We start from the raw sequence: 22,979 nt of genomic DNA, 5'->3' as shown, positions 1-22,979 counted from the left end.
TTACTTTTTAGTGTCTTTAAGAAATTGATCTAGCTTTTCAAAGCGCTGGTTCCACAGCTTGCGGGACTTAGCTACCCAGTCCACAACTTCATCCAACTGATCGATCCGGGCTTCACAAATCTGTTCACGCCCTTTTTGAGTAATGGAAACCATGCCACATTCCTTAAGAACTTTGATGTGTTTGGCGATGGCCTGCCTGCTCATACCGAAGTCCTCCACGATCCGGGCGATATTGAGCGGCCCCTGAGCTAATTTATGGATGATAACCCTCCGCGTAGGATCTGAAATTGCCTGAAAAACGTCTCTTCTTTCAATCATAATACAACCAAATGGTTGCTCAAATGTAAGTACAACCATTTGGTTGTGCAAATATTTTGTAAAATTATCGGTTTCCTCGGCTGTTAAGTTTGCCTCAGGCCGGTATGCTATTCAGGCGCGGTAGCTATTCAGGCCCGGTAAGTCGAAGCATGGATATTTATTGAGGTAGTTAGTTATTCCGTTTTTTCATGATAAAAATAATGCCGGCGGTTCCGCCTGTACCTTCCTTAGAATAGTTACGCTCAAGTGTTTCAACAAGTTCGTACTGGCTTTCGACCATATAATTCAATATGGCCGCGTATGATTTTTTGTTGGTTAGTATTTCGGAGTATTCCTCGCCCTCTCTGATCTGTTCCGGGGTATCGCCTAAATCAACTTCTACTTTGAGTTTTTTCGACAAAATTTTGCCTTCGACGGAGATATATGCATATGAATACGTTGGAACCTGAGCCTGAGCCCGGGTTTCTATCCTGGTTTCCCGGACGTCTTGCGAAAAAGCCGTAAAACTGATTGCCGCGATAAACGTTAGTGTTAAAATTATTCTCATGTCCGTCTTTTTCGGCCCAAGATAACGACTTTTGGCAGATATTCCCTATCTTAGTATCAAACGGAAGACAGGTATGAAAACGTTCTTTTTCCCCATATTCCTTATGGTTTGGCTTTCCACGGCTACGCTTTCCATCAGGGCGCAACAGGCTTCCCAAGCCCTTCCTGAAGATGTCCTGATTAAGGTAGCGCTGATGGCGGCTCCCGAAGGAAAGCGCGACGGTGCTACGGTGTATGGTTATTCGGCTAACGGCGAATTTGTGACGCTTCGCGAAGGAAGCAATGATTTTATCTGTTTAGCTCCCGAGATCAAGGAGGGTGAAAGTACGCTGCAAGCATATGCCTACCCCAAAAGCCTGGATCCGTTCATGGCACGCGGAAGGGAACTCATTGCCCAGGGGAAAGGCGCCGAACGCGATTCCATCCGTGAGGCGGAAATCAAGGCCGGAAAACTATACATGCCAAAAACACCCACTACGTTTTACGGCTATTCCGGCGAACGCGAAAATCTCGATCCCCAAACCGGGGAAATACGCGATGCCAGCCGGCGTTATGTCATTTACATTCCCTACGCCAAGGCCGCGGATTTAGGCCTGTCAAACAAGCCCGCTGGCCCGGGCATGCCCTGGCTGATGGCCGAAGGCACCTATAAAGCCCATATCATGATCACTCCGTAAAGCCGGCATTCCCGGATTTTATTGCAGTACCGGAAGGAGTTTGAATGCCTTCGGAGGTCATGACTACCCGGTCAATACAAACCGAACGCCTGTAACTTCCGCCCTCCTTCAGGGCGCCATTGTGGTAGATGAAGTAGTCTGTCCCTTTAAAAGCTATGATTGCAGGACGGTTGGTTTGACAATTGCCCGGGATCTCATTTAATATGCCTTTGACTCCCAGGGCCGTGGATACTGCGGCTCATCGCATAGGCCACTTTTTGAGGAAATTGGTAGCCATTCATGTAAGAACCCTTCCTGAAGCTAAATTATTCTTCTTTTAATTTCACGACGCGTCCGGGGGTAGCGCCCGTATGCTGGCCGTCTTTGAGTACGCTGACGCCGTTTACCCAAACGTGCAGTACGCCTGTGCTGAACTGGTGCGGTTTTTTATAGGTTGCATGATCCTGGATCGTTTCCGGATCGAAGATAACCACGTCGGCATAATAGTCTTTTTTCAGGCTTCCTCTTTTGGAGATCCCGAGAAGCTCCGCAGGCAGGCTGGTGAGGCCGCGGATGGCCTGTTCAAGGGGGATTACCTGTTCTTCACGGACGTATTTGCCTAGTAATCGGGCGAAATTGCCATAGGTTCTGGGGTGGGGATTGGAATTCAGGAAGCCTCCGGCCGGGGCAATGGAGCCTGCATCCGAACCAAAGCACATATAGGGAAGGCGCAGTTGTTTTCTCACATTTTCCTCGGACATCATAAAATAAACCGCGCCTACCCTTGAACTATCTTCTCTTATAAGATCAATGGCGGTTTCTTCCGGTGACTGCTTTCTCATCAGCGCCACTTCTTCCAGGGTTTTGCCGGTATATTTCCGTAATTCTTCATTTTCAAAACTACTCAGGAGAATGCCGGAGGGGCCGCCGCTATTGAGAAACATGTTTTCCCACTCGTCTGAGGGGCTTAGCATTTCCTTTTTTATGCGGTTGCGTGTGGGAGCGTCGTTCAGCCGTTCCAGGAATTTATTAAACCCGCCTTCCTGCGCCCAGGGTGGCATGGTGGCGCTCAGGCTGGTTGAGGCAGCATTGTACATATACATATTGGCGGATATTTCCAGGCCGGCGGCTCTTGCGGAATCGATTTTGGCGACTACCCGGTCGTATTTATTCCAGTTATTGCTGCCTGCCATTTTAAGATGGTAGATCTGTGCCGGAATTGCTGCCTCGTCGGCAATCCTTATCAGTTCATCCAGGGCTTTGAGTATGTGGTTCCCTTCATTCCGCATATGGGAAATATAGATGCCGTCGTATTCCGCTGCTACCCTGGCCATTTCGATCAGCTCTTCTGTCTGCGCATAAAAGGCGGGCGGGTAGATCAATGAAGTGCCCAGCCCTAAAGCGCCTTCTTCCATCGCCTGCCGCACCAGGTTTTTCATTTGCTGAAGTTCAGCAGCGGTGGGCGGCCGGTCTTCATTCCCGATAACATACCTCCGGATGGTAGTGGCGCCCACGAAAGAGGCAACGTTGGGCGTGACCCTGTTTTCCATCATCGCTAAAAAACCGCCAAGCGTAGTCCATGTGGTGTCGTATTTGTCCGAAGGGAAATCTTTTACATATTGTGATTTCATTTCATCATTAAGTGGCCCGGCGGAGGTGCCTTCGCCGAATATTTCAAGGGTCACCCCCTGGCGGGTATCGCTTTCGCCTTTGCCATCTATCAGCAGCGTCCAGGAGGCCCAGCTGAGGACGTTGATAAAGCCCGGCGCTACCGCGAGCCCCTTTGCATCTATTTCTACGGGCGCATGATAATTTTCCAGGTCGCCTACCGCCGTGATCTTATCGCCGGTGATTGCCACAGCGCCGCGGTAGGGTTTTCCGCCGGATCCGTCGTAGATCATGCCGTTCCTGATGATAATATCTGCCTGCCTTGGCCCGGTACAGGAAAGGAGCAGGGCAACCAGGCACAGCAGTAAAGAACATAGCGTTAGCTTCTTCATGATATAACCAGAAAAAAGCCCCCCGGTATTGTCCGGGAGGCTGGTTTTTTTACAACTATCCGTTGGTCGGCTTCGGCGCCCACTTGTCATAAGGGGTCATGTCGAAACTGTTTACTTCGGCCATTGTGATGCCAAGCGCGTTTGCAACACCTTCTCCGTACTCAGGGTCTGCCTTATAGCAGTGTTTGATGTGGCGGATCTGGATGAATTTTTCGGCGCCACCTACCTGGGCAGCTGTGTTCTTAAACAGCAGGTCCGCCTTGCCATCGGCTTTGATGATCCGGAACAGATCGCCGGGCTGGGTAAAGTAATCCTCGTCGTCGTCCCTGAAATTATGCGCATATGCCGTTCCTTCAAGTTCTAAAGGCGGTTCCTTTGCAGCTGGTTGTTCCTGCCATTCCCCATAGCTATTGGGATTATAATTTTTAGCGGAGCCGTAATTGCCGTCGACGCGCATGGTTCCATCCCGGTGAAATGCGTGATAGGGGCATCGTGGTTTATTAACGGGAATCTGGTAATGATTTACTCCTAAGCGGTAACGCTGCGCATCGCCGTAGGAAAACAGCCTTCCCTGCAGCATTTTGTCTGGAGAAAAGCCGATTCCCGGCACGTTGTTGGTAGGATTGAACGCGGCCTGTTCTACGTCCTGGAAGTAATTTTCGGGGTTTTTGTTCAGTTCGAATTCTCCCACGGGAATAAGCGGAAAATCCTTTTTTGACCAGACTTTTGTTAAGTCGAAGGGGTGGAAGCGGTAGGTTTTTGCTTCTTCTTCCGTCATGATCTGGATGAACATTTTCCACTTGGGAAACTCATTCCGTTCTATTGCATCAAACAGATCCCTTTGCGCCGACTCCCGGTCTGTGCCGATGATCGCTGCGGCTTCTTCGTCAGTCAGGTTCTCGGTTCCCTGCTGGGTAATGAAGTGGAATTTTACCCAATGCCTCACATTGTCCCGGTTAATGAAGCTGTAGGTATGGCTTCCGAAACCGTGCATATGACGGTAACCTTTAGGAATACCGCGGTCGCTCATGACAATCGTGACCTGGTGCAATGATTCAGGAAGCAGTGTCCAGAAATCCCAGTTATTGTTAGCGCTCCTTAGGTTGGTTTTGGGGTCGCGTTTTACCGCGTGATTCAGATCCGGGAACTTCATCGGATCCCGGAAAAAGAACACCGGTGTATTATTCCCGACCAGATCCCATATTCCTTCATCGGTATAGAATTTCAGTGCAAAGCCCCTGATATCTCTCTCCGCATCTGCGGCTCCCCGCTCACCGGCGACAGTAGAGAATCTTGCAAACATTTCGGTTTGCTTGCCGATTTCGCTGAAAATACTGGCTTTGGTATAAGGGGTAATGTCATGTGTGACGGTAAACGTGCCGAATGCGCCTGAGCCTTTTGCATGCATTCTTCTTTCAGGGATCACTTCTCTGTCGAAGTTGGCCATTTTTTCAAGGAACCAAAAATCCTGCATTAACATGGGGCCGCGGGGACCGGCGGTTTGCGTGTTCTGATTGTCCGGGACCGGCGCTCCGGTCTGCCTGGTAAGTTTTGCTTTGTCCTTTTCCATTCTGTTCTAGTCTGATTTACGCTAACATAACAAAAAATATGATTCATCCCGGCCGTTTTTCCTGCATTTTTTTCAGGATAGTCCGATCAATGTAAAATGTGCCGAAGGGGATCATGCAGGCGATCAATACCTTCCATGTCACCGGGCGGCTCCAGTTCTTTTCAATGCCGACACCAAGCGTCGTAAAAACGAACAGCAGGAATAGCAGGCCATGTACCGGGCCGATCATTTTTACCAAAGAGGCTTCGTTCCAGCCATATTTAAGCGGTACGGCAATAAAGACCAGGACCAGCAGTGAGATACCTTCCAGGAAACCAATAATACGAAGGCGGCCGATGTTGTTTTTTAATAAATGGATCATAAATTAAAATGTACGGATAAAGGGTCGTTGGGCGAGTGGTGAAAAAGGCCAGGGAATGGCAATTAGCATGATCAGTAAGGCCAGGCAGAACCAGATCAGCTGAATGCGGAATTTATCCCGGTCCTTTGCCTTCCGTTTAGCCAATGACGAGCCAACGGTAATCAGTACAATGGCGGCAAACATCATACTGCTATGAATAAATGCGAAGAAGGATGCATCGCCGGTGCTGGTACCGGCGCTGAACGCAACCTTGACCAGGGGGCTTTGAAGGAATAAGGCCGTACCAATAAGTAATTGAATGTGGGCGATCGTTGCGGTCCAATGCCTGACAGCGTTGTCGGTTTGCGTAAAAGGAGCCCCTGAGCGAAAGCCATGAAAAGCGCGGATGATCGCATACAGAAGGCTAAGCAACACCAGCCATTTAACTAAAGCATGAACAGAAAGCAAAATATAATACATACTAGTTGGTATGTTTTTGGTAAAAAAAATTATTTGAGGCTTTCCAGGTAATTTTTCAATTCTTTCAAGTACATGGTATAACAGGGCCTGCCAGCTATTTTGCCCATAATACGGATACCGCCGTATCCCGCAAGTATAAAGCAGGAGACTTGTTCCGGATCGACATCCTGGCGAATATTTCCGGCTTCTTTTCCCTTTGAAATGCTTTTTTCAATACCGGTTTTCCATGCCGTAGTCAACTGCGCAAGCGCCTTATGGAAAGAGTGACTTAACGGGGCCATTTCCTCCGTTAAATTTATGGCAGGACAACCATATTTTACATCAAAGAACTCATTCTCCAATAGGATATTTTTCATCATACTATAAATTTCCAATACCGGTTTATCGGACTCAAGCAGGGGTTTTACCATGGCATTGTACATACCCGGGTACATCAGCTCCCTGATCATTGCCAGTCCCATTTCTTCTTTCGATTTAAAATGATAATAGAACGCTCCCTTTGTCACCTGCGTAGTGGCAATGATCTCATCCACGCTCGTCGCCTGGTAACCGTTGCGGTAAATTATGCCGAATCCTTTTTCAAGGATGGATAAACGTGTGGTTTCAGCCTTTTTCATAAAACATACTAATTGGTATGTTTTGCAAACGTACGTATTTTATCCAAACAGACAAAATTTGCCGTTTAACTTATCAATTCATGCAGGCTGTTCATGCATGCGGTTCATACCCGCGGTTCAGGATGGGCCGTGTTAGTGGCTTTATTCGTTTCCTATGGAAATCCCGCCAATTTTTTCCAGGTACTTAAGGGTCTTTTTGCTTAAAGGATTATCATATAGCCAGAATGTATCGAATCCCATGTCCTTGGGTAAGACGATGTCAACAATTTTATTGTTTGCCAACAGGATCCTGTCAATGTAGGTGTTAGGAAGCTTCACCGCGCTGATCTGGTTGTTAAAAAGCACTACATCAGACAACGATTCGTTTGCGCTAAGATCAATCTCCGTTAACTTGTTGTCGGCCAGGGTCAATTCATGCAATTTATATAAATGTGCCGTGGAGATCGCGCTGATCGCATTTTTTTGAGCGTTTATATGGGTTACACCAGGATTGTTTTTCAGATCCAGTTCGGTCAATTGATTAAAAGAAACATTGATGCCCTTAAGATTTTCAAGATTACCGAGTTCAATAGCCTGTAGCAAATTATTATTCAAAAGTAATTGCTCTATTAAGGGGTTTTTGGTTAAGTCAATGGTTTCTAAGGCATTACCCCCAAGATTCAACCCTGTTAACTTCGTGTTGTTGGAAAGGTCAATAGTCCTGAGATGGTTATCAGGGAGCTGTAGTTGCTCAAGATTTATATTGTTTGACAGATTGATGCAGGATATATTGACGTCGTGAAGGATCAGCTTTTTAAGGTTGATGAAATAGTGCAGGTCTTTGGTTGATTTTAACTCAGTATTGCTTAATATTATTTCTTCTACATATTTTATCGGCGTTGCCAATGTATCGGTATAAATATAAGATCTGTTATTTTCTATAATGGCATCCAGCAGGGCCGGTTCTTCAAAATCTATATCCCGCAGGGTGAGTTCCGCCGATATCTCATCAACTGAAATATCAGGTTCGCATCCATTTTCCGGGTTTTCCTGCCCGCGGCAGGCATTGAACACTAGCAGTAAGCTTAAAAATAACATCGGACCTGTTTTCATTTTACTTTCATTAATAATAGCCAAGAGGTGGAAGAACGGCAAAAATATCAAATTTCCTGATTTTGTTTGGCTGGCGCCGGCGTGATGTCCCTGGCTGTGATGTCGCATTTATACTATTTACTGAAAGTAGCGCAAGTTAACTTTATGACATACCCGCTATCTGAAACAGTATGGAAATCCGGCGCATCAGCAACACATTGAAGGGACTCATTGGACATTTGAACATTGAAACCCCTGAAGAGCAGAAAAATTTCGACCAGTTAAAAAGGCTTTTATCAAGATCGGCTTTCGAAGAAGAAGAAGAGGCAGCGAAGCCCGGGCGGACGGCGTTTTCGTTTGAAAAATCAGACTTGTTTTCGGATGATGCGATTGCCGGGGAGCAAAGGAAAGCGATCAGGGCGATCGCGGAGAACCGCGTAAGTGAAAAGAAGGAAACCGCGTACCGGGTATACAGGAGAGAAGTTCCCGTTCGTGAGCAGCTGCTGCATCATTCTGTGGCCGATTGGGCTGCCGGTTCCAGGGCCGAGCGGTCGTTCGGGCCTTTTACCAGCATAGACGGGCGACGGTTCTGGTATGACTTTTATCCCTTGGAAAAACTCGTTACCCTGTACATGCAGGGAACCGCGGATCCAGTGCTGCTGTTTAAGGTAAAAGAAGGCGGTGCTATGATGGCCCGCGGGGGCTTCCCATTGGCATCAACCTTTCAAAGACATATAACCTGGTAAAAGGCAGTATCTGGATCAATGCCCGGATGCTGGCGCCGAATGCGCCTCCCGGAACTTACACCGGCCTTGCCATCAGCGGCGGAAAGATCACCCTGAGTATCAAGCCCCAGACTATCAATAATAAGCTAACGGTTTCCGCGGGCGCCGTTGTCAATGTTCAATTGAACCTGGATCAGCAGGAAGTAAGCGATGCCGGTGACGACAGCCCTTATGGCATTGATGCGCGGAAAATGAACCTGGAGCTACCCGAAATCCTGGAGTTTCATTTTTCGGGAAACGGAAGAACGATCGATAAAGCGGGTAGCGCTTCGTGGGAACTGTATGGGCAAAAAATACATTTCGAATGGGCCGGCGGACAGCAAACAGTTTACGATCCGAAGATACAGCGCATCTTTTTCCCTTTTACCGCATCTGAGGAGGATCTTGTCATACAAGATAGCGCATCGGTCTTTAACAGGCTGAGCGGAAGTGCGAAGATCCATAAAAGCGGCTGGGCGCTGCCGGTGGCCGCCATTGATGTATCCATGCCAACGGCTGCCGCGGGCACCGGCGAGATGTTCATGCAAGGCGAAAAAGGGCTGACAGATCAGTGGGCGGGTTTAAAGGGGGGCGGGTTCGCCCTGAATATGCCCGGTTTCCTGGCAGGCCCGGGACAGCTGCTGATCACCGATCTTACTGCCGGTAATCTCCATGCAAGCCAGTTTCTGAAACTGTGGGATGACGGGAAAAATAAAGCCGGTACTCATGTAAACCTGACTTTTTCAGAAAATACACCGTTTTTTTATGTCAGTAATGCGGGTGGACAAGAATTACTGATGACATCTTCCAATGCTGCTTTTCAAATAGACCGCCCGGTAAAAGTGAATGAGGAACCGCCTGCCGTTCGTTCCCTGAAATCAATCCTGATCCTTGCCGCCGGTAATGCCGGTAACCTTATTTACTTATTTGACGATAACCTGATACTGGATGATGCGCAGCTAAACCAGGAAGACCCGGTTGTTCCCGAACAAATGGCGCTGGCGCTCAGCAATGCCTTGTTTAAGGTGACACAACCCAATGGCTGCCTGCTTTTCGGCTCCCTGGATGAAGACTTTAGCAAGGTCGAAAAAGGGTTCCTGTTTCTTACATTCGGCTTACTGGCTTATATTCCAACGCTGCCGGACCCTTACGCCGCTAATCTTGGCATCCTGAAAAGACAAATCGGCGGGCCGGCAGCGGGCCGGCTGACAGGCAGCTCTTCGAAGTCCAATCAAATAACTGCCTGGCTTGTCTGCCGCGTAGCCTGGTCCGGCGGCATGGCTGATCCTGTGAATGCTGAATCTCCTGCGGATCAGGACCAGGTAGAAGTGTCCTTTCATTTTGCGCCCTTGAACAACCAGTTTGCGGGCATTTCGCTGGATGAACCCGAAGAGGAGGAACCGCAGGAACCCGGGTTGCCTTCTCCTGGGTCACTGTCTCCGGTGTCGCCATCATCGCCCTCGCCGGAAGGCCCGCATGGTGGCCTTGCAGCCGGCCTCGCGGCGGCCGATATTAACAGCCCAGTTTCCCGGCTTGCCGGCCTTGATTTTTCCACCAGGATCACCAGCCTCCCCGCAGGTTTTACGACATCGGGTACGAGTAGGGCCAGGATGGCTGTCAGCGCCACACATGCTAAGCCCTTGCCAGATTACGGGTCGCACTGGGATAAAGAAACCAATCGTTACAAGCGGGACCTGTTCGCCCTTTTGGATGTAAGTACCCATGCCGATCTCTTCGGTATTAGTTTTGACCTCCTGACACGGCGGGATTTCAGGGTATCGACAGCTACCGATCCTGCGACCGGCGAAAGCTCTTCCAGTTTTTTTCCCGTCCAGGTGAAGGGCATGGATGTTGTAAGCGCCGGCGCCAATGTAAAGGCCTTTACCGTGCCGCAGATATCCTGGGAGCCTGTGTTCAACCTGTCGCCGCCGGCCCCTCCTCCCGACGGGCCTATTCCGGGCGACCCTGCCGGCGGGTTCAATTATTACCCGAATGACGGAGGGCCGTCGCATATCTTAAACAACAGTATGGAACCGGTGGTGTTGGCCCCGCTTCCTGTTACAAATTTCCTCCTTGATAAACGAAAAGCGGGCGGTGATTTTAAAGCCTTTTCCTTTTTTACGCTTCCGTTTGGCCTGAAGGCGGCGGCGCTTTTAAGCGAAAACTACGTTTACAGTAATGTTTCGCGTGAAGGCGGCGACCTCAGCGAAGTTAAAATAGATTTTGAGAACGACATGCAGTCCGGCTTGCAGCTGAGGATGGATGCCGGCGTTCCGCTGCGGGAAGGCGATAGCAAAATGTTTATGGGTACCACCGTGCAGGTCAATAACATCCTGGACATGGCGGGCAATGCTACCGGCAACAGCACGCTGGGAGGCAGTGTAAGCAGCATTTTTAACCGCGAATTCTTTTACGACAGCAATTATGCCTTTGAACTGTTCAAACAGCGCGGGGTACCGGTAACCAGGATGGACCTGAGCGGCTACGGTGCGAGTATGTTCAGCAACTGGCTGAATACCAAGGCGGCCATTGCGGAAACCAGCCAGGCTAAATTTGATGTCTTTGTAGGCCGCTGTTCACACGAGATCATCCAGGTAAAAAGCATTCTGTACCCCTGGGCTATCAAAGTGGTCCGTACCATTACGCTTTTCCGGGTAAGCAGCGGCTATGTCTACCGCTTTGACAGCGGCTGGCGGGCCGAAAGTGACGGCAAATTTGATTTCAGGTATTTCATTTATGAAGATAATCCTGATTTCCCCGGGGGCCACCGGAAAGCCCCGAGCCGCAGCTCATCGCAAAAGAACGTTCTGCCGAATTCGAGATACATCCCGGGCTTGTCAGGGCCTTGTACAATGTAAATAATATTATAGAAACGAACCAGGTCCAGCCTTTTACCGCGAACGTCACCTTTGAGGAGTCCGTTGACCAGCTTGGAAAGGAAATAACTACGCCAAAGAATTATGATATAGAACTCCAGCCGGTTTATTTCGACGCGGATATTGATATAGAAGGCGCGGTTTCCGGCATAACTACCAAACTTACTGCGGACGGGGAGGAAAAAGTAACGCCTTCCAAACGGATCCTGGGATTTGTACAGCTGGGCCCCAAAGGATTTCCGCTGAACAACGCCGCTTTGCAAAAATTAGTCACACGTCAGGGAACCATCGGCGGCCCCATTGACTGTGAAGTGGACCTGGCCGGCAGTACCCAGAAAATGCGCTTAAGCCGTTTTGATTTCAGCAATTCATTTGCAGCGAACGGTACCGATCCCGTTTTCTGCGTAGCTGGCCGGGGCAACGTCCTGCTGCCAAAAGACGGCAGCTGGAGCATGGTGAAACATGAAAGGGGCGGCGGCGAGGTGAGCCCGGTTCCCGCCAATTTAAGCATCCCGGTGATACGCGAAGGGCGCGTGGTAAAAGACGGCAATACCGTTAAAATTGACACACCAGTTGAAGATGTGCTTACCCGGATTGCAGAACCTTCGGAACTGCTCAGGCAACCGGCGGCGAATACGGTCAATTACGGTTTCCTGCAAAGCACCGATACGCAAAAGGCCTTGTTCCTGACACCTTCTTTTAAAAAGGCGACCAAAAAGCTGTTAAGCAAAACTCCGCCGCTTTTCGTGGACGCTTTCCGCATTGTCAATTCCAAAGGGATCTTCCCGAATATCGGCGAGGCGGAAAACCTTGCCGGGGATATCCTTGGAGAGGCTGTCCTGATGAAAAAGAACGGAGCATTTCCCTTTAACACCAGCAACCTGAAAGACCTGGGTAAAGATGTGTTTGAACTGATGGATATCCAGGATACCATCAATAATGTGAAACAGCAAGGGCTTCAGCTGCTGCATAACCCGGAAGAGGCCTTTGACCTGCCTACGGAGTTCGAACTGATCGACGTCGGCGACGGCAATTTCAGGATCTATATCGAATACGATAAAAAGGACAAAAACGGGAATGTGGAGGAAGCGGGATCACTGGACTTCGACATCAACTCAGTGGCTGAAAGCTGGAAGAGCAAAATGAACAATATCGGCCTGGTGATAGACCTGGCCGGGATCAAACGGCTGATGACCATCCGGGGCAACTGGGATTCCGAGGACGGTAAGGAATCCACGTACCCGAAACCGGATCTGAAGTTCGCTCCTGAACTCGATCCCCTGGTAGACCTGCTGGAAATTCTTCAAAGCCTGCAGGACGGCAACTATGGGGAAGCAGTACAAAATGGCCTGAAACTGGCAATGAGCAACAAGGCCGGAAGCTGGGAATATAAATTCGAAGCCTCGAAAGAGATCCCGGTTTTGCGGTTTCCTGTTCCGGACGCCGTTTATAATGATCCCAATACGCCGTTTAAGCTGGAAGCAGGCCTGAAAATAGGCGCCTACTTTAACGCCGCCCTGAAAGTGACCACCGATGCCAATGAGCTGCTTCCCAGCGCCGGGGGCGTTTTGGGATTCTATGCGCGCTTGTCTGTCATGTGCGTTTCGGTTTCCGCCGCCACGATTTACGCGATCGGGCAGGCAAACGTGGATATTGCCGCCGATACCAAAATAGGCCCTTCGCTGAGAATGAAATTCGGCTTCGGCGCCCAGATCGTGGTCGGGCTTCCGGTTGCCGGCAATGTAAGTATACTCTTTGTGGTGGGGGCGGAGATCTTTATCGCTTCAGGTATCGTCGAAGTGTCCGCCTTTCTTTTGTTTGAAGGCCATGCGGAGATCCTCGGCGGCATTGTTTCCATTACCATTCGTATCGAAGCAAAAGGCACCTATTCCAAAAAACAGGTCGGCGGCGGTTCCCGTACCGATCTTCAGTGCCAGGTAACCTTCGGGCTGGACATCAGCATAGCATTTATTATTAACATAAGTTTCACCGAATCGTGGCAGGAACAACGCCAGATAGCTTGATTGTACGGTTATGAATCCCAACCAACGATTTTCCATCATGACATTCCCGCAGTTCTTTGACGGGAATGAACTGCAGCTGAATATAGTAGTGCTTCCGCGTGATCACAATCCGCTCAATCCCATCATTGTCGGGGAAGAGCCGCAGATCCCCGATGCGGGCGTTGCCTTTGCGGACGCACAATTTTCCTTTGGCGCCCAGCTTATCCAGGGGTTTGGAGCCAACCCGCTGCCGCAGCCCAAACCGCTTAATGAAGCCATTTCGCTAAGCACAGTTGCCCCGGATGATTTGCGGGGAATTTTTGAGGCAATGGCTAAGCATTTGCAGATCTTTAACCCGGGCATGGTGAATTCCAATGCGAACCTCCAGAATATACCGTTGGAAAGGCAATTTGAAGCAGCAAGGCCGGCAGCATTTACCGTTTTCAAGCACTTGCCCAAAAGCTATTTTGAAGCAACGGGACAACGCGCGCCCAGAACGCCGAACGCCGTTACCGGTGACCGCTACCATTGTGCGGTAAAGGCTGCCAAATTTCATCCGGGTTTCCAGAAAAGCTCAGATATCATCAGTTGGGGAAAAGTCTTCGCCCATATTTTAAGGCAGCCTTTGCTGGCCAGGGCGGCGGGATTCATTTATTCAACCACCTTAGCCATCGACGAAAATACCTTTCCCGAGGGCGGTTTTTTATACATAGACCTGGCTGCGGGGAGCAGTTTCAGCCCGCAGCAAGAAGCAGACGATACGTTCATTAAACGGTATGCCGCCAGGATACCGGCTTTAAAGCCGGGTGAGCCCAGGCAGGTTTTTGCACCCCTTCTTTACCCGGTTTTGAACAGTCATGACGGTAATTACGATAAGCTGTTCATTGAAACTGCCGAGTACGATGATGGCTTTGCCAAGATTGTTCATTGCCACCAGGCGCCGCATCGCGATCCGCTGGTGGAGGAAGCAGACGGATCTTACCCGGTGAAGGATACCGGGGTCAGGCTGGGCTGGGATGATGAACAGATCCTGATCTGGTACATGCGGCAGCTGATGACCGACTCGTCGGTAGCAAATCCCGGCAAACGGCTGGATGCCCCTATTGGCGTATTCGGCTATATCATTGATGTTCGCGAAACGGCAAATGAAGGAGAACCGGAAAACTCCTGGGAATCCCTGAACCAGGTAATTAGCAAGCAGCCGATAAGCCTCCCCAGGGATCCCGCTGCGCCTGGTGATTTCATCGGGCTGGGCGACTTCCAGGGAGAACTGCCCTACCAGGTGTACCCCGTGCAGCTGGACGGCGCCGAGCAGGTGACCGGCCAGCCGCAGCCTTACTGGCTGCCCATGTATTTTGCCAACTGGAATGGCCACAGCATGGTCTTGCCGGATGAAGATGCCGCTGCGGTTTACCAAACCGCGAACCCCAATGTGGATGCCGATCCTGATTCCCAGCCCGCGACGGATAAAGACGGGAACCTGGTTACCACAGGAACGGGAGTGACGGGCGGAGCCAAAAATAATCTTAACCAGGTGTACAATCCCGGCCCTGTTGCCGCCCGGCTGCGTTACGGCAGAAACTACCAGTTCAGGGTACGTATGCAGGATGTAAGCGGGGGAACTCCCGGTATTGATCAAAAGCCGGTTAATGAAACCCCAACCGATATCGCTAGCTGCCAGTTTAAAAGATTTATCGCCCCCATTCAGCCAAGAATACAGGAAATAGAAGCCATTCCAACCGCCGCGCCGGGAGAACTGCACCCGGTTATCGGCACGGACGGCCCCTCGGCCTTAAACGAACTGAACGTCAAACGGCCTAAACTGGGATACCCTGCTGTTGTATATACCGGTAAATACCAGGATCCCATTCAGCGGCTCGTGGACCAGTCAAACCTGAGCCTGGATAAGGATGACGCAGACCACAGCCATAATGCCGAACACCGTGTAGGTCTTGGAATTGCCGATCCTGATGTAAGCCACCTCGAGATCGCGGTAGAAATTGAAACCTTAAAGCTGGACAAGCTTGACAGCCTGAATGGAAAGGATGATTTTGTACATCTGTATACGACCAGGCGGTTTTTTCCGCCGGTAAACGGCAACGATGATAATTACGAAGCTACACTGAACATTCCCATTGAATACAAGGATGTTCAAGGCCCGGACAAAGTGCTGAATACGGGCGCTGAACTCAATCTTGTACAGGACCTGGGCCTTGGCGATGATATCGATAACCTTTCCCGGCTGGTACTTCCTACGGCAAGAACCATCCGGCTTACTATCCGTGCCGTCTGTGAAGATAAAGCTTCGGAAAATGAAACAAGCGCCTATTATGGAGTGGTCAACAACACCGATAAATTACTGGATGTCCGCTATGGAGAATCTTTTACGGTGATGTTATATCACCCGTCCGAAGATGAAACTGGTTTGCTGGTACAAACTGCCGGGGTTCCGGAGCTGCAGGGTATTTTCATGCGCCCGGATGCAGAAACAGTCTTTGACGGAAAACTGACCACCCTGTTTTTCGGCATGGAGCAGGTTGTCCAAAACAGTAACGTGCAGCAGCTGGCCGGTCAGCTTAACCTGGAAAGCAGTGGCCTCACGCTAAACGCCGCCAAGGGCAAGCGGGTAGTTTTCGGATGCTCCAGCCGCATCCGGCATACGCTGGCGCCCGATGGCTCTTCGGTAACATTTGCATCCAAGAGTGATCTGTATAACCACTGGCTCTGCTGTATCAGCCTTGAAATAGACAGGGACTGGATGTGGGATGCACTGGAAACAAATGGCTTCACGATAAAACGTACCAGGGGGTACACGCATGACGAACAGCCGCTTGAAGAAGAGGCGGAAATAGGGCGGATAAAAATGGTCCGCACAGCGTCTTTTGAGTCCCTGGACAATCCGCAGCGGAATTCAACCCGGATTGTGTTTATTGATGCGGTGGAACCAAAGAAGGATGACCCCCAGGGGGGCAACCCGGCATTCCCTGATACGATTAACGTGAGTTACAGGATTGACGCCCGGTTTAAAGCGGACCATGCCATACAGAAGGACGATCCTAAGGTATTGGAAATGACCCTTCCCATTACAAGTACTCCCGCGCAGGTTCCCGTCATTGTTTCGGCCGGCCTGGCCCTCTCGCCATATGTACGCGATGAGAAGTATGCGAATTCGGAATCCCGCCGGCGTTTCCTCTGGATCGAGTTTGAGAAACCTATCGAAGATCCCCAGGATACCTATTTTGCAAGGGTACTTGCCAATGCGCCCGATCAGCTGATAAGCAATAACGATCCTTCGCTTTTTGTCGCTCCGGAAGAGCCGCCGCTGCCGCTCGACCCTGAACAGATACGTATTATCACACAGGCTTCTTCCAATGACCTTGCCGGCCTGAGTGCCATGCAGCCGATGATAAAAAGTGCTTCCAGCGATGTGCATTATATCCTGCCGCTGCCTCCCGGCCTGCATGCGAATAGTGATGAAATGTTCGGCTTCTTTACCTACGAATTCCGGGTCGGGCATTTTCAGCGACCTCCGGCGGCGGCGGGCCAGGAACCTGAAAAGGTTTGGACAACTGCACAGGGGCGTTTTGGGAGGCGGCTGAAATCACAGGGCATCCAGCATCCGGCTCCTGCGCTTGCATGCATGCCTGACAGGGACGGGGACAAGCTTTGGGTAACCGCTCCTTATGCCGTCGCCGTACATGATGGAAAAAATGTGACCGCTAAACCGCCCAGGACCGAATTATGGGCCCTGCTTTATGCACAGGTAAAGCAGGCCGACAATATGGACTACCGGAATATCCTGCTGGATGACCGCCCCCTTGACTGGCGGATACAGGTAGCAGCTGACAAAGAAGCCGGCATACATGAGAATTATTCCGAAGAGCAGCTGGCTTTGCTTCAGCAGGTCACGCTGAAAACGGCGAAAGGCCAGGCTTCCTTATTGCAGGCCGGTAATTTTCTCAAGCTGACCGACTTTGCCAAAAAGAATAAAAGCGCCGCTAAATACGGTACGACGGTCTGGAACAATAAAGAAGTATCCCAGCTGCTGGCCGCCTTTGGCTTACCAAAGGAAGCTTCCCTGAGTGTCCTTGTTGTAGAAACGCTCCCCCAGATCACCAATATTTTCGAACACATGACAGATCTGGGCCAAACCCGTGTAGCCCGGTCGGCAGTGAACCTGATGAGCGACGAGCAGAAAGTTGCCTTTAGCCGGGAGTACGGTAAACGATTCGGACAAAGGGGCGAATCGCGCACGGCGGAGATCATCCGGGGTCCAAGCCCGGTAAGCGATGCGCTGGGCCATTACCGTATCCTGCGGACCTCCCGTTTAACCAAAGTGCCGGATGTTTGCTGCACAGGTTGTTAAGCGGTTGGTGTTGGTAATAATCGCGGGTGCGAATAGGGGTTTAAAATTATATTCCGGGTAGCTGAGAGTTCCGGATAATTAATAAATTTGAGAAAGCAATTAAGATCTTGGGAAAAATGGATGCCGGACCCTTCCCGCAGAATTTGACCGCACAGGCCTTGCCTCATAGCTTGCTGCAGCCCTTTATCAGCCGTTATATTTATCGCAGCCTGTTCACCCCCGGTGATAATTATACAGAAAAAGCCATGCCTTTCCGGCCGGCCAGTTCCATTGATTTTTTTATCGGCCATCCCTTTGAGACCATCGACTGTCATACCGGGCAGCCAATTCCATTCACGCGCTGCACGATCCGGGGGCCGCGCACTTGTAAAAAATACATTATCCGCCTGAGGGCGCGTTTTATTTCCTTTACCATACGCTTTCATCCCACAGGCCTGTACCGCTTATCGGGTATTCCTATGGACCGGTTCACCGATAAAGCGATGCCGGGCGCCGATACCGGCCTGTTACCCTTCGATACGATCTGTGGGCGGATGTTATATGCAAACAATATCAGCGCCTGCTCGGAAATTGTGGAAGAGTACCTGCTCCCGCTTGCGCTTAAAAGCAGGTCTATGCCTGGGATCACTGAACAGATCGCCCAGGAACTGATACAGCGGAAAGGGCAGGCCTATGTCAGGGACCTGGCAACAAAAAATTATTTATCCGCCAGGCAGCTGGAAAGAAATTTTAAAAAGGAAATTGGCGTGAGCCCGAAAACCTATTCAAGGATGATCCGCCTTCATAGTCTTATCCAGAGTAAGATCAGTAACCCCGCTGCAAAATGGACTACGCTAGCCTACGAATACAACTTCTTCGACCAGATGCACTTTATCAGGGAATTCAACGATTTCCTGGAACTTAATCCTTCAGAATTCATCCCGGCGGAATTCGCCTTCTGAAGATTTGCCGCATGTCAAAAAGTGCAAAAAATAACCCAGATTATCCATTTTTATCTTTTTGGCCAATGGATACATTTGTGTAACCTGATCCGGCCAATATGATGCAGATTCGAAAAAGACCTGTGATTCTCCTTGTTTTTGTTGCAACGGCAGCCCTCGCGGCCTGTAATAGTAACGAAACAAGGCAAATAAGCTATAATCGGGATATCAGGCCGATCGTCAACGCAAAATGCATTTCCTGCCACGGAGGAGTTAAGCAATCAGGCGGCTTCAGCCTGCTTTTTGAAGAAGAAGCCAAAGCCCCACCGAGTCCGGGAAGCCCGCTATCATTCCGGGCGACAGCAAACACAGCGAAATGATCCAGCGGCTGACTCATTCGGACACTTCCATGAGAATGCCGTTGGATGCGCCTCCGCTGAGCGAAGAAGAAATAGCGCTCATTGCCGAATGGATCGATCAGGGAGCGAAATGGGAAAAGCACTGGGCGTTTATTCCGCCTGAGACATCTATTAAGCCTCCGGAGACAACTTTTGATACCATTGCCGTTAATGGGATAGACCACTTTATCTTTAACAAACTGGAAGAAATGGGCCTTCAGCCTTCCCGGAAAGCGGAGAAGGAAATACTGTTGAGAAGGGTACACCTGGATCTTACCGGCCTTCCCCCGTCCAAAGAAGATTATAACCGCTTTCTGGCCGATACGGATCCGCAAGCTTTTGCACGCGTGGTGGATACTTTACTGGCTTCTCCGGCCTTCGGGGAAAAGTGGGCAAGCATGTGGCTGGATCTGGCCCGCTACGCAGATTCAAAGGGATACGAAAAAGACCTTCACCGGAATATCTGGAAATACAGGGACTGGGTGATCGATGCCTTCAACCAGGATATGCCCTTTGATGAGTTCACGATCCAGCAGCTGGCGGGCGACCTGCTGCCGCGGCCTTCGGAATCCCAGCTGATCGCAACGGCCTTCCATCGTAACAGCATGGCCAATGATGAAGGCGGAACGAATGATGAAGAATTCCGTGTGGCGTCGGTCCTGGAGCGGGTGGGGACAACTTTCGAAGTATGGCAGGGTGTTACCATGGCTTGCGCGCAGTGCCATAGTCACACCTATGATCCGATCAAACACGAGGATTTTTACCGCGCAATGGCCATTTTCAATAATACTGCCGACAAGGATCTGTATAATGAACAGCCCAAGCTCTTTACCTACAAGCCGGAGGATAAGGAAAAGGTCCACCATCTTTTGAACTGGCTGGAAGAGAAGCTGGATAAGCATCCTGCTGGTGCAAGTGCCGGAGAAAGCCATCCGGCCGGACATGCGGGCGACAACCCTGCTTCCGGAACTGCCGGCGACAAGCAATTTCTCTACCGGGAAAAGGAATCCCTGCTGACCGGCATCGGCTACCGGAAAACCGAAGCCGAAGAATTCCAGGACAAAAGCAGCCTTATCGAATTGGTTTCACATGACCAGCAATCTATCTGGCAGGTACAGGACAGTTCCTGGATCATGTTTGAAGATGTGGACCTGACGGGGGTGGAAGCCATTTCATTCGGTTATGCTTCACTCTATGGAGCCATTGTGGAAATACACCTGGACAGCCCGCTGGGGCCGCAAATAGGGGAAGTTACCCTGGATGTAACCGCCGGAGGCTTCCCTGGAAATGCGCCGGAAACCTGGGTGGTGGCAAAAGCTTCCATTACGCCGGTAGCAGGAAAGCGGGACATTTACTATTATTTTAAGAAAGACCAGCAGTTTGCACAGGACCTGCTGAGAATGGATTGGGTCTTTTACCATGAAAAAGATCCTCTTTACAAAAAAATGGGCCCGGAAAGCCTGCGGAAAATAACCGCTATTGAAGAGACAGAACCGCTATACACGCCTATCCTGCGTGAACTGCCGCCGGAAAAGAGCCGCAAAACGTATTTGTTTGATCGCGGAGACTGGAGGAACCCGGCGCAGGAAGTAGAACCGGGCATACCCGCCGCTCTTGGCAGCATACCGGGCGACCATGTGGACCGGCTTTCCTTTGCCAGGTGGCTGGTGGGAGGGGAGAACCCGCTGACGGCAAGGGTGTTTGTAAACAGGATTTGGGAACAGCTCTTCGGTTTTGGAATTGTCGAGAGCGTGGAAGATTTCGGCAGTCAGGGTATTGCTCCTACGCATCCACTGCTTTTGGACTGGCTTGCGGTACAGTTCAGGGATAAACATGACTGGCATATAAAATCTTTCCTGAAGCAGATCGTTTTGTCTGCCGCCTATCAGCAAAGTTCCGCAGTCAGCAAGGAAGCTTTGGAGAAAGATCCTCACAATAATTATTTATCCAGGGGTTCAAGGACCCGCCTGTCTGCTGAAGTGATCCGCGATCAGGCGCTTGCCATCAGCGGACTATTAAGTCCGAAAATGCATGGCCCCAGCGTAATGCCTTACCAGCCCGCAAGCGTCAGGGCCTTCGGCGGAACATTCTGGCATGAAAGCGAAGGGGAAGACAGATACCGGCGGGCGGTGTATACCTACTGGAAAAGAACGAATCCCTATCCCTCCATGATCTCCTTTGACAGCCCCACCAGGGAGGTTTGCACTTCCAGGCGCATACGAACCAATACGCCGCTGCAGGCCCTGGTGCTGCTTAACGACCCGGCCTATATAGCTGCCGCCGAAGCCTGGGCAAGAAATATCCTGGAGCAATATCCCGGCAATGTGGAAAAGGGAATAGCGGAAAACCTGCAGCTAATAACAGCCTTGCCGCCCGGAGAAGAGAAAATAGCCGCTCTCACAGGGCTTTATAAAGAAAGCCTTTCCTACTATCAAAGCGACAGCAGCGGAGTAAAGTTGCTCGCGGCCGAAACCGAACCGGCGCAAAAGGACCCACAGCTCGCCGCCTTGACGGTAGTAACCAATGTAATGTTTAACTTAGATGAGTTCGTCACCAGGAGATAATATAATGGGAGATAAAATGAACATTCTGGAAGAAGCGATTTACCGGCGGGCTGCCTACAACAGCCGGCGTCATTTCCTGAAAAAATGTACCTCCGGGCTGGGCGCCCTGGCGCTGGGATCCATGCTGGGATGCAGCAAGGGCTTGTTTTCTACGCCCGAAGCAGGCAGTAACGCGGCAAAGTTCATCCCGGGCCTTCCTCATTTTGCTCCCAAAGCTAAAAGTGTCATCTTTATGCACATGGCGGGCGGGCCATCCCATCTGGAGCTGTTTGATTACAAACCTGAATTGCAGCGGCTGGATGGTAAAGATACCCCTCAGTCTTTGCTGGAAGGAAAGAATTTCGCGTTTATTAAAGGTACGCCCAAGCTCCTGGGGCCCCGTTCGCGTTTTCTGCAGGCCGGCAATTCCGGTACCTTTGTTTCGGATTACCTTCCCAGGTTTGCTGAAGTGATCGATGAGGTCACGCTTCTGAAGGCCATGCATACCGATGAGTTCAACCATGCCCCTGCTCAGCTGCTCATGCAGACAGGCAGCTCCCGCCTGGGTAAGCCGAGCCTGGGATCCTGGACCGTGTACGGCCTGGGCTCCGAGAATGAGAATCTTCCGGGTTTTATTGTCCTTACTTCAGGCGGAGGTTCCATCAGCGCCGGTAAAAGCGCCTGGGGAAGCGGCTTCCTGCCTACGGTGTATCAGGGAGTGCAGTGCAGGTCGAAGGGCGAGCCGGTACTTTTTCTCTCCAATCCAGATAAGATAGACAATCACCTGAGGAAACGTTCCATTGACATCATTAACGAAATTAATCAGCAGGAATACGAAAACATCGGCGATCCGGAAATACTTTCCCGGATTGCCCAGTACGAGCTGGCCTTTAAGATGCAGGCAACGGTGCCGGATGTGATGGATATCGGGGATGAACCCGATTATATCCGTGAAATGTATGGCGCCGTTCCGGGAGAGGCCTCTTTTGCCAATAACTGCCTGCTGGCGCGCCGGCTGGTGGAAAAAGGCGTCCGGTTTATTCAGTTGTACGATAACCGCTGGGATACACATGGCGTGGGGGAAGGGAACGGCGTAGGAGAAGGAATGAGGAGGTCTTGTGAGGCAATTGACAAGCCCATGACAGCGCTTATCCGGGATCTGAAGCAAAGGGGGCTGCTGGACGAAACCCTGGTGGTCTGGGGCGGGGAATTTGGAAGAACGCCCATGATGGAAGCAAGGACAGGCGAAGGTTTTAACGGCAGGGATCATCACCTGGAAGCCTTCACGATGTGGATGGCCGGAGCCGGTGTAAAGCGGGGGCTTAGCTATGGGGAAACCGATGAGATCGGGTATTATGGCGTGAAGGACAGGGTCCATGTGCATGATCTGCACGCGACCATCCTGCATCAATTGGGTTTTGACCATGAAAAGCTGACCTACGAATTCCAGGGGCGGCCTTTCCGGCTGACCGACGTGCATGGAAAAGTAGTACATGATATTCTGAGCTGAA

At 50.6% G+C, this 22,979-nt stretch carries 16 protein-coding genes and 1 pseudogene; 9 read left to right on the top strand and 8 right to left on the bottom strand.

Translation table 11 applies throughout. The annotated features are described in order from the left end of the window. Together FRZ59_RS16715 and FRZ59_RS16710 are read right to left on the bottom strand one after the other, a co-directional pair. Nucleotides 1-357, bottom strand: a complete 357-nt coding sequence (locus tag FRZ59_RS16715) for an ArsR/SmtB family transcription factor (protein ID WP_225975098.1) — start codon at nt 355-357, stop codon at nt 1-3. A gap of 130 nt (nt 358-487) precedes the next feature. Next, entirely contained in the window at nt 488-865 is a 378-nt protein-coding gene (locus FRZ59_RS16710; RefSeq protein WP_132130558.1) for a hypothetical protein, read from the bottom strand. 73 nt (nt 866-938) lie between these two features. Between FRZ59_RS16710 and FRZ59_RS16705 the strand changes: the two genes are divergently transcribed. Next, a complete protein-coding gene (locus tag FRZ59_RS16705) occupies nt 939-1,541 on the top strand; it encodes a hypothetical protein (RefSeq protein WP_207910354.1) in 603 nt (200 codons plus the stop codon). 305 nt (nt 1,542-1,846) lie between these two features. Here the strand turns inward: FRZ59_RS16705 and FRZ59_RS16695 are convergent, their stop codons facing one another. From FRZ59_RS16695 to FRZ59_RS16670, 6 genes are all read right to left on the bottom strand, one after another. Continuing rightward, entirely contained in the window at nt 1,847-3,520 is a 1,674-nt protein-coding gene (locus tag FRZ59_RS16695) for an N-acyl-D-amino-acid deacylase family protein (RefSeq protein ID WP_132130557.1), read from the bottom strand. Nucleotides 3,521-3,575: 55 nt separating this feature from the next. Continuing rightward, nucleotides 3,576-5,090, bottom strand: a complete 1,515-nt coding sequence (locus FRZ59_RS16690; RefSeq protein ID WP_132130556.1) for a catalase — start codon at nt 5,088-5,090, stop codon at nt 3,576-3,578. A 43-nt stretch (nt 5,091-5,133) separates the two neighbouring features. Continuing rightward, complete coding sequence (locus tag FRZ59_RS16685; protein ID WP_132130555.1) at nt 5,134-5,451, bottom strand: DUF3817 domain-containing protein; 318 nt, start codon at nt 5,449-5,451, stop codon at nt 5,134-5,136. A gap of 3 nt (nt 5,452-5,454) precedes the next feature. Next, nucleotides 5,455-5,910 carry a hypothetical protein gene (locus FRZ59_RS16680; protein ID WP_132130554.1) on the bottom strand — a complete coding sequence of 152 codons (456 nt, stop codon included), beginning with the start codon at nt 5,908-5,910 and terminating at the stop codon, nt 5,455-5,457. A 29-nt stretch (nt 5,911-5,939) separates the two neighbouring features. Further along, nucleotides 5,940-6,527, bottom strand: coding sequence for a TetR/AcrR family transcriptional regulator (locus FRZ59_RS16675; protein WP_132130553.1), 588 nt, complete (start codon nt 6,525-6,527; stop codon nt 5,940-5,942). A gap of 141 nt (nt 6,528-6,668) precedes the next feature. Further along, entirely contained in the window at nt 6,669-7,727 is a 1,059-nt protein-coding gene (locus tag FRZ59_RS16670) for a leucine-rich repeat domain-containing protein (protein ID WP_132130552.1), read from the bottom strand. Between the two features lie 62 nt (nt 7,728-7,789). Between FRZ59_RS16670 and FRZ59_RS16665 the strand changes: the two genes are divergently transcribed. The 8 genes and pseudogenes from FRZ59_RS16665 to FRZ59_RS16635 all read left to right on the top strand — a co-directional run bounded on the left by FRZ59_RS16665 (nt 7,790) and on the right by FRZ59_RS16635 (nt 22,978). Next, a complete protein-coding gene (locus FRZ59_RS16665; protein WP_147698381.1) occupies nt 7,790-8,344 on the top strand; it encodes a hypothetical protein in 555 nt (184 codons plus the stop codon). Nucleotides 8,345-8,370: 26 nt separating this feature from the next. Further along, nucleotides 8,371-11,220, top strand: a complete 2,850-nt coding sequence (locus FRZ59_RS16660) for a hypothetical protein (protein WP_147698380.1) — start codon at nt 8,371-8,373, stop codon at nt 11,218-11,220. Beyond that, nucleotides 11,208-13,262, top strand: a complete 2,055-nt coding sequence (locus FRZ59_RS16655; RefSeq protein ID WP_147698379.1) for a hypothetical protein — start codon at nt 11,208-11,210, stop codon at nt 13,260-13,262. The genes FRZ59_RS16660 and FRZ59_RS16655 overlap by 13 nt, the downstream gene beginning before the upstream one ends. Nucleotides 13,263-13,272: 10 nt before the next feature. Beyond that, nucleotides 13,273-17,607, top strand: coding sequence for a hypothetical protein (locus FRZ59_RS16650; RefSeq protein ID WP_132130550.1), 4,335 nt, complete (start codon nt 13,273-13,275; stop codon nt 17,605-17,607). A gap of 116 nt (nt 17,608-17,723) precedes the next feature. After that, entirely contained in the window at nt 17,724-18,548 is an 825-nt protein-coding gene (locus tag FRZ59_RS16645; RefSeq protein ID WP_132130549.1) for a helix-turn-helix transcriptional regulator, read from the top strand. Nucleotides 18,549-18,864: 316 nt separating this feature from the next. Further along, nucleotides 18,865-18,936 (top strand): annotated as a pseudogene (locus FRZ59_RS20060) (hypothetical protein); the annotation flags it as partial. Beyond that, nucleotides 18,937-21,489 (top strand): DUF1553 domain-containing protein, encoded by a 2,553-nt coding sequence (locus tag FRZ59_RS16640; RefSeq protein WP_432417401.1) that lies wholly within the window; start codon nt 18,937-18,939, stop codon nt 21,487-21,489. It abuts the pseudogene before it with no gap. Continuing rightward, entirely contained in the window at nt 21,467-22,978 is a 1,512-nt protein-coding gene (locus FRZ59_RS16635) for a DUF1501 domain-containing protein (RefSeq protein WP_225975097.1), read from the top strand. Before FRZ59_RS16640 ends, FRZ59_RS16635 begins: the two co-directional genes overlap by 23 nt. Nucleotide 22,979 lies beyond the last annotated feature (1 nt).

The organism is Anseongella ginsenosidimutans, assembly GCF_008033235.1.
Taxonomy (GTDB): Bacteria; Bacteroidota; Bacteroidia; order Sphingobacteriales; family Sphingobacteriaceae; genus Anseongella; species Anseongella ginsenosidimutans.
The sequence above is the reverse complement of the archived record's forward strand: the minus strand, read 5'-3'. Positions and strand labels throughout refer to the sequence as shown.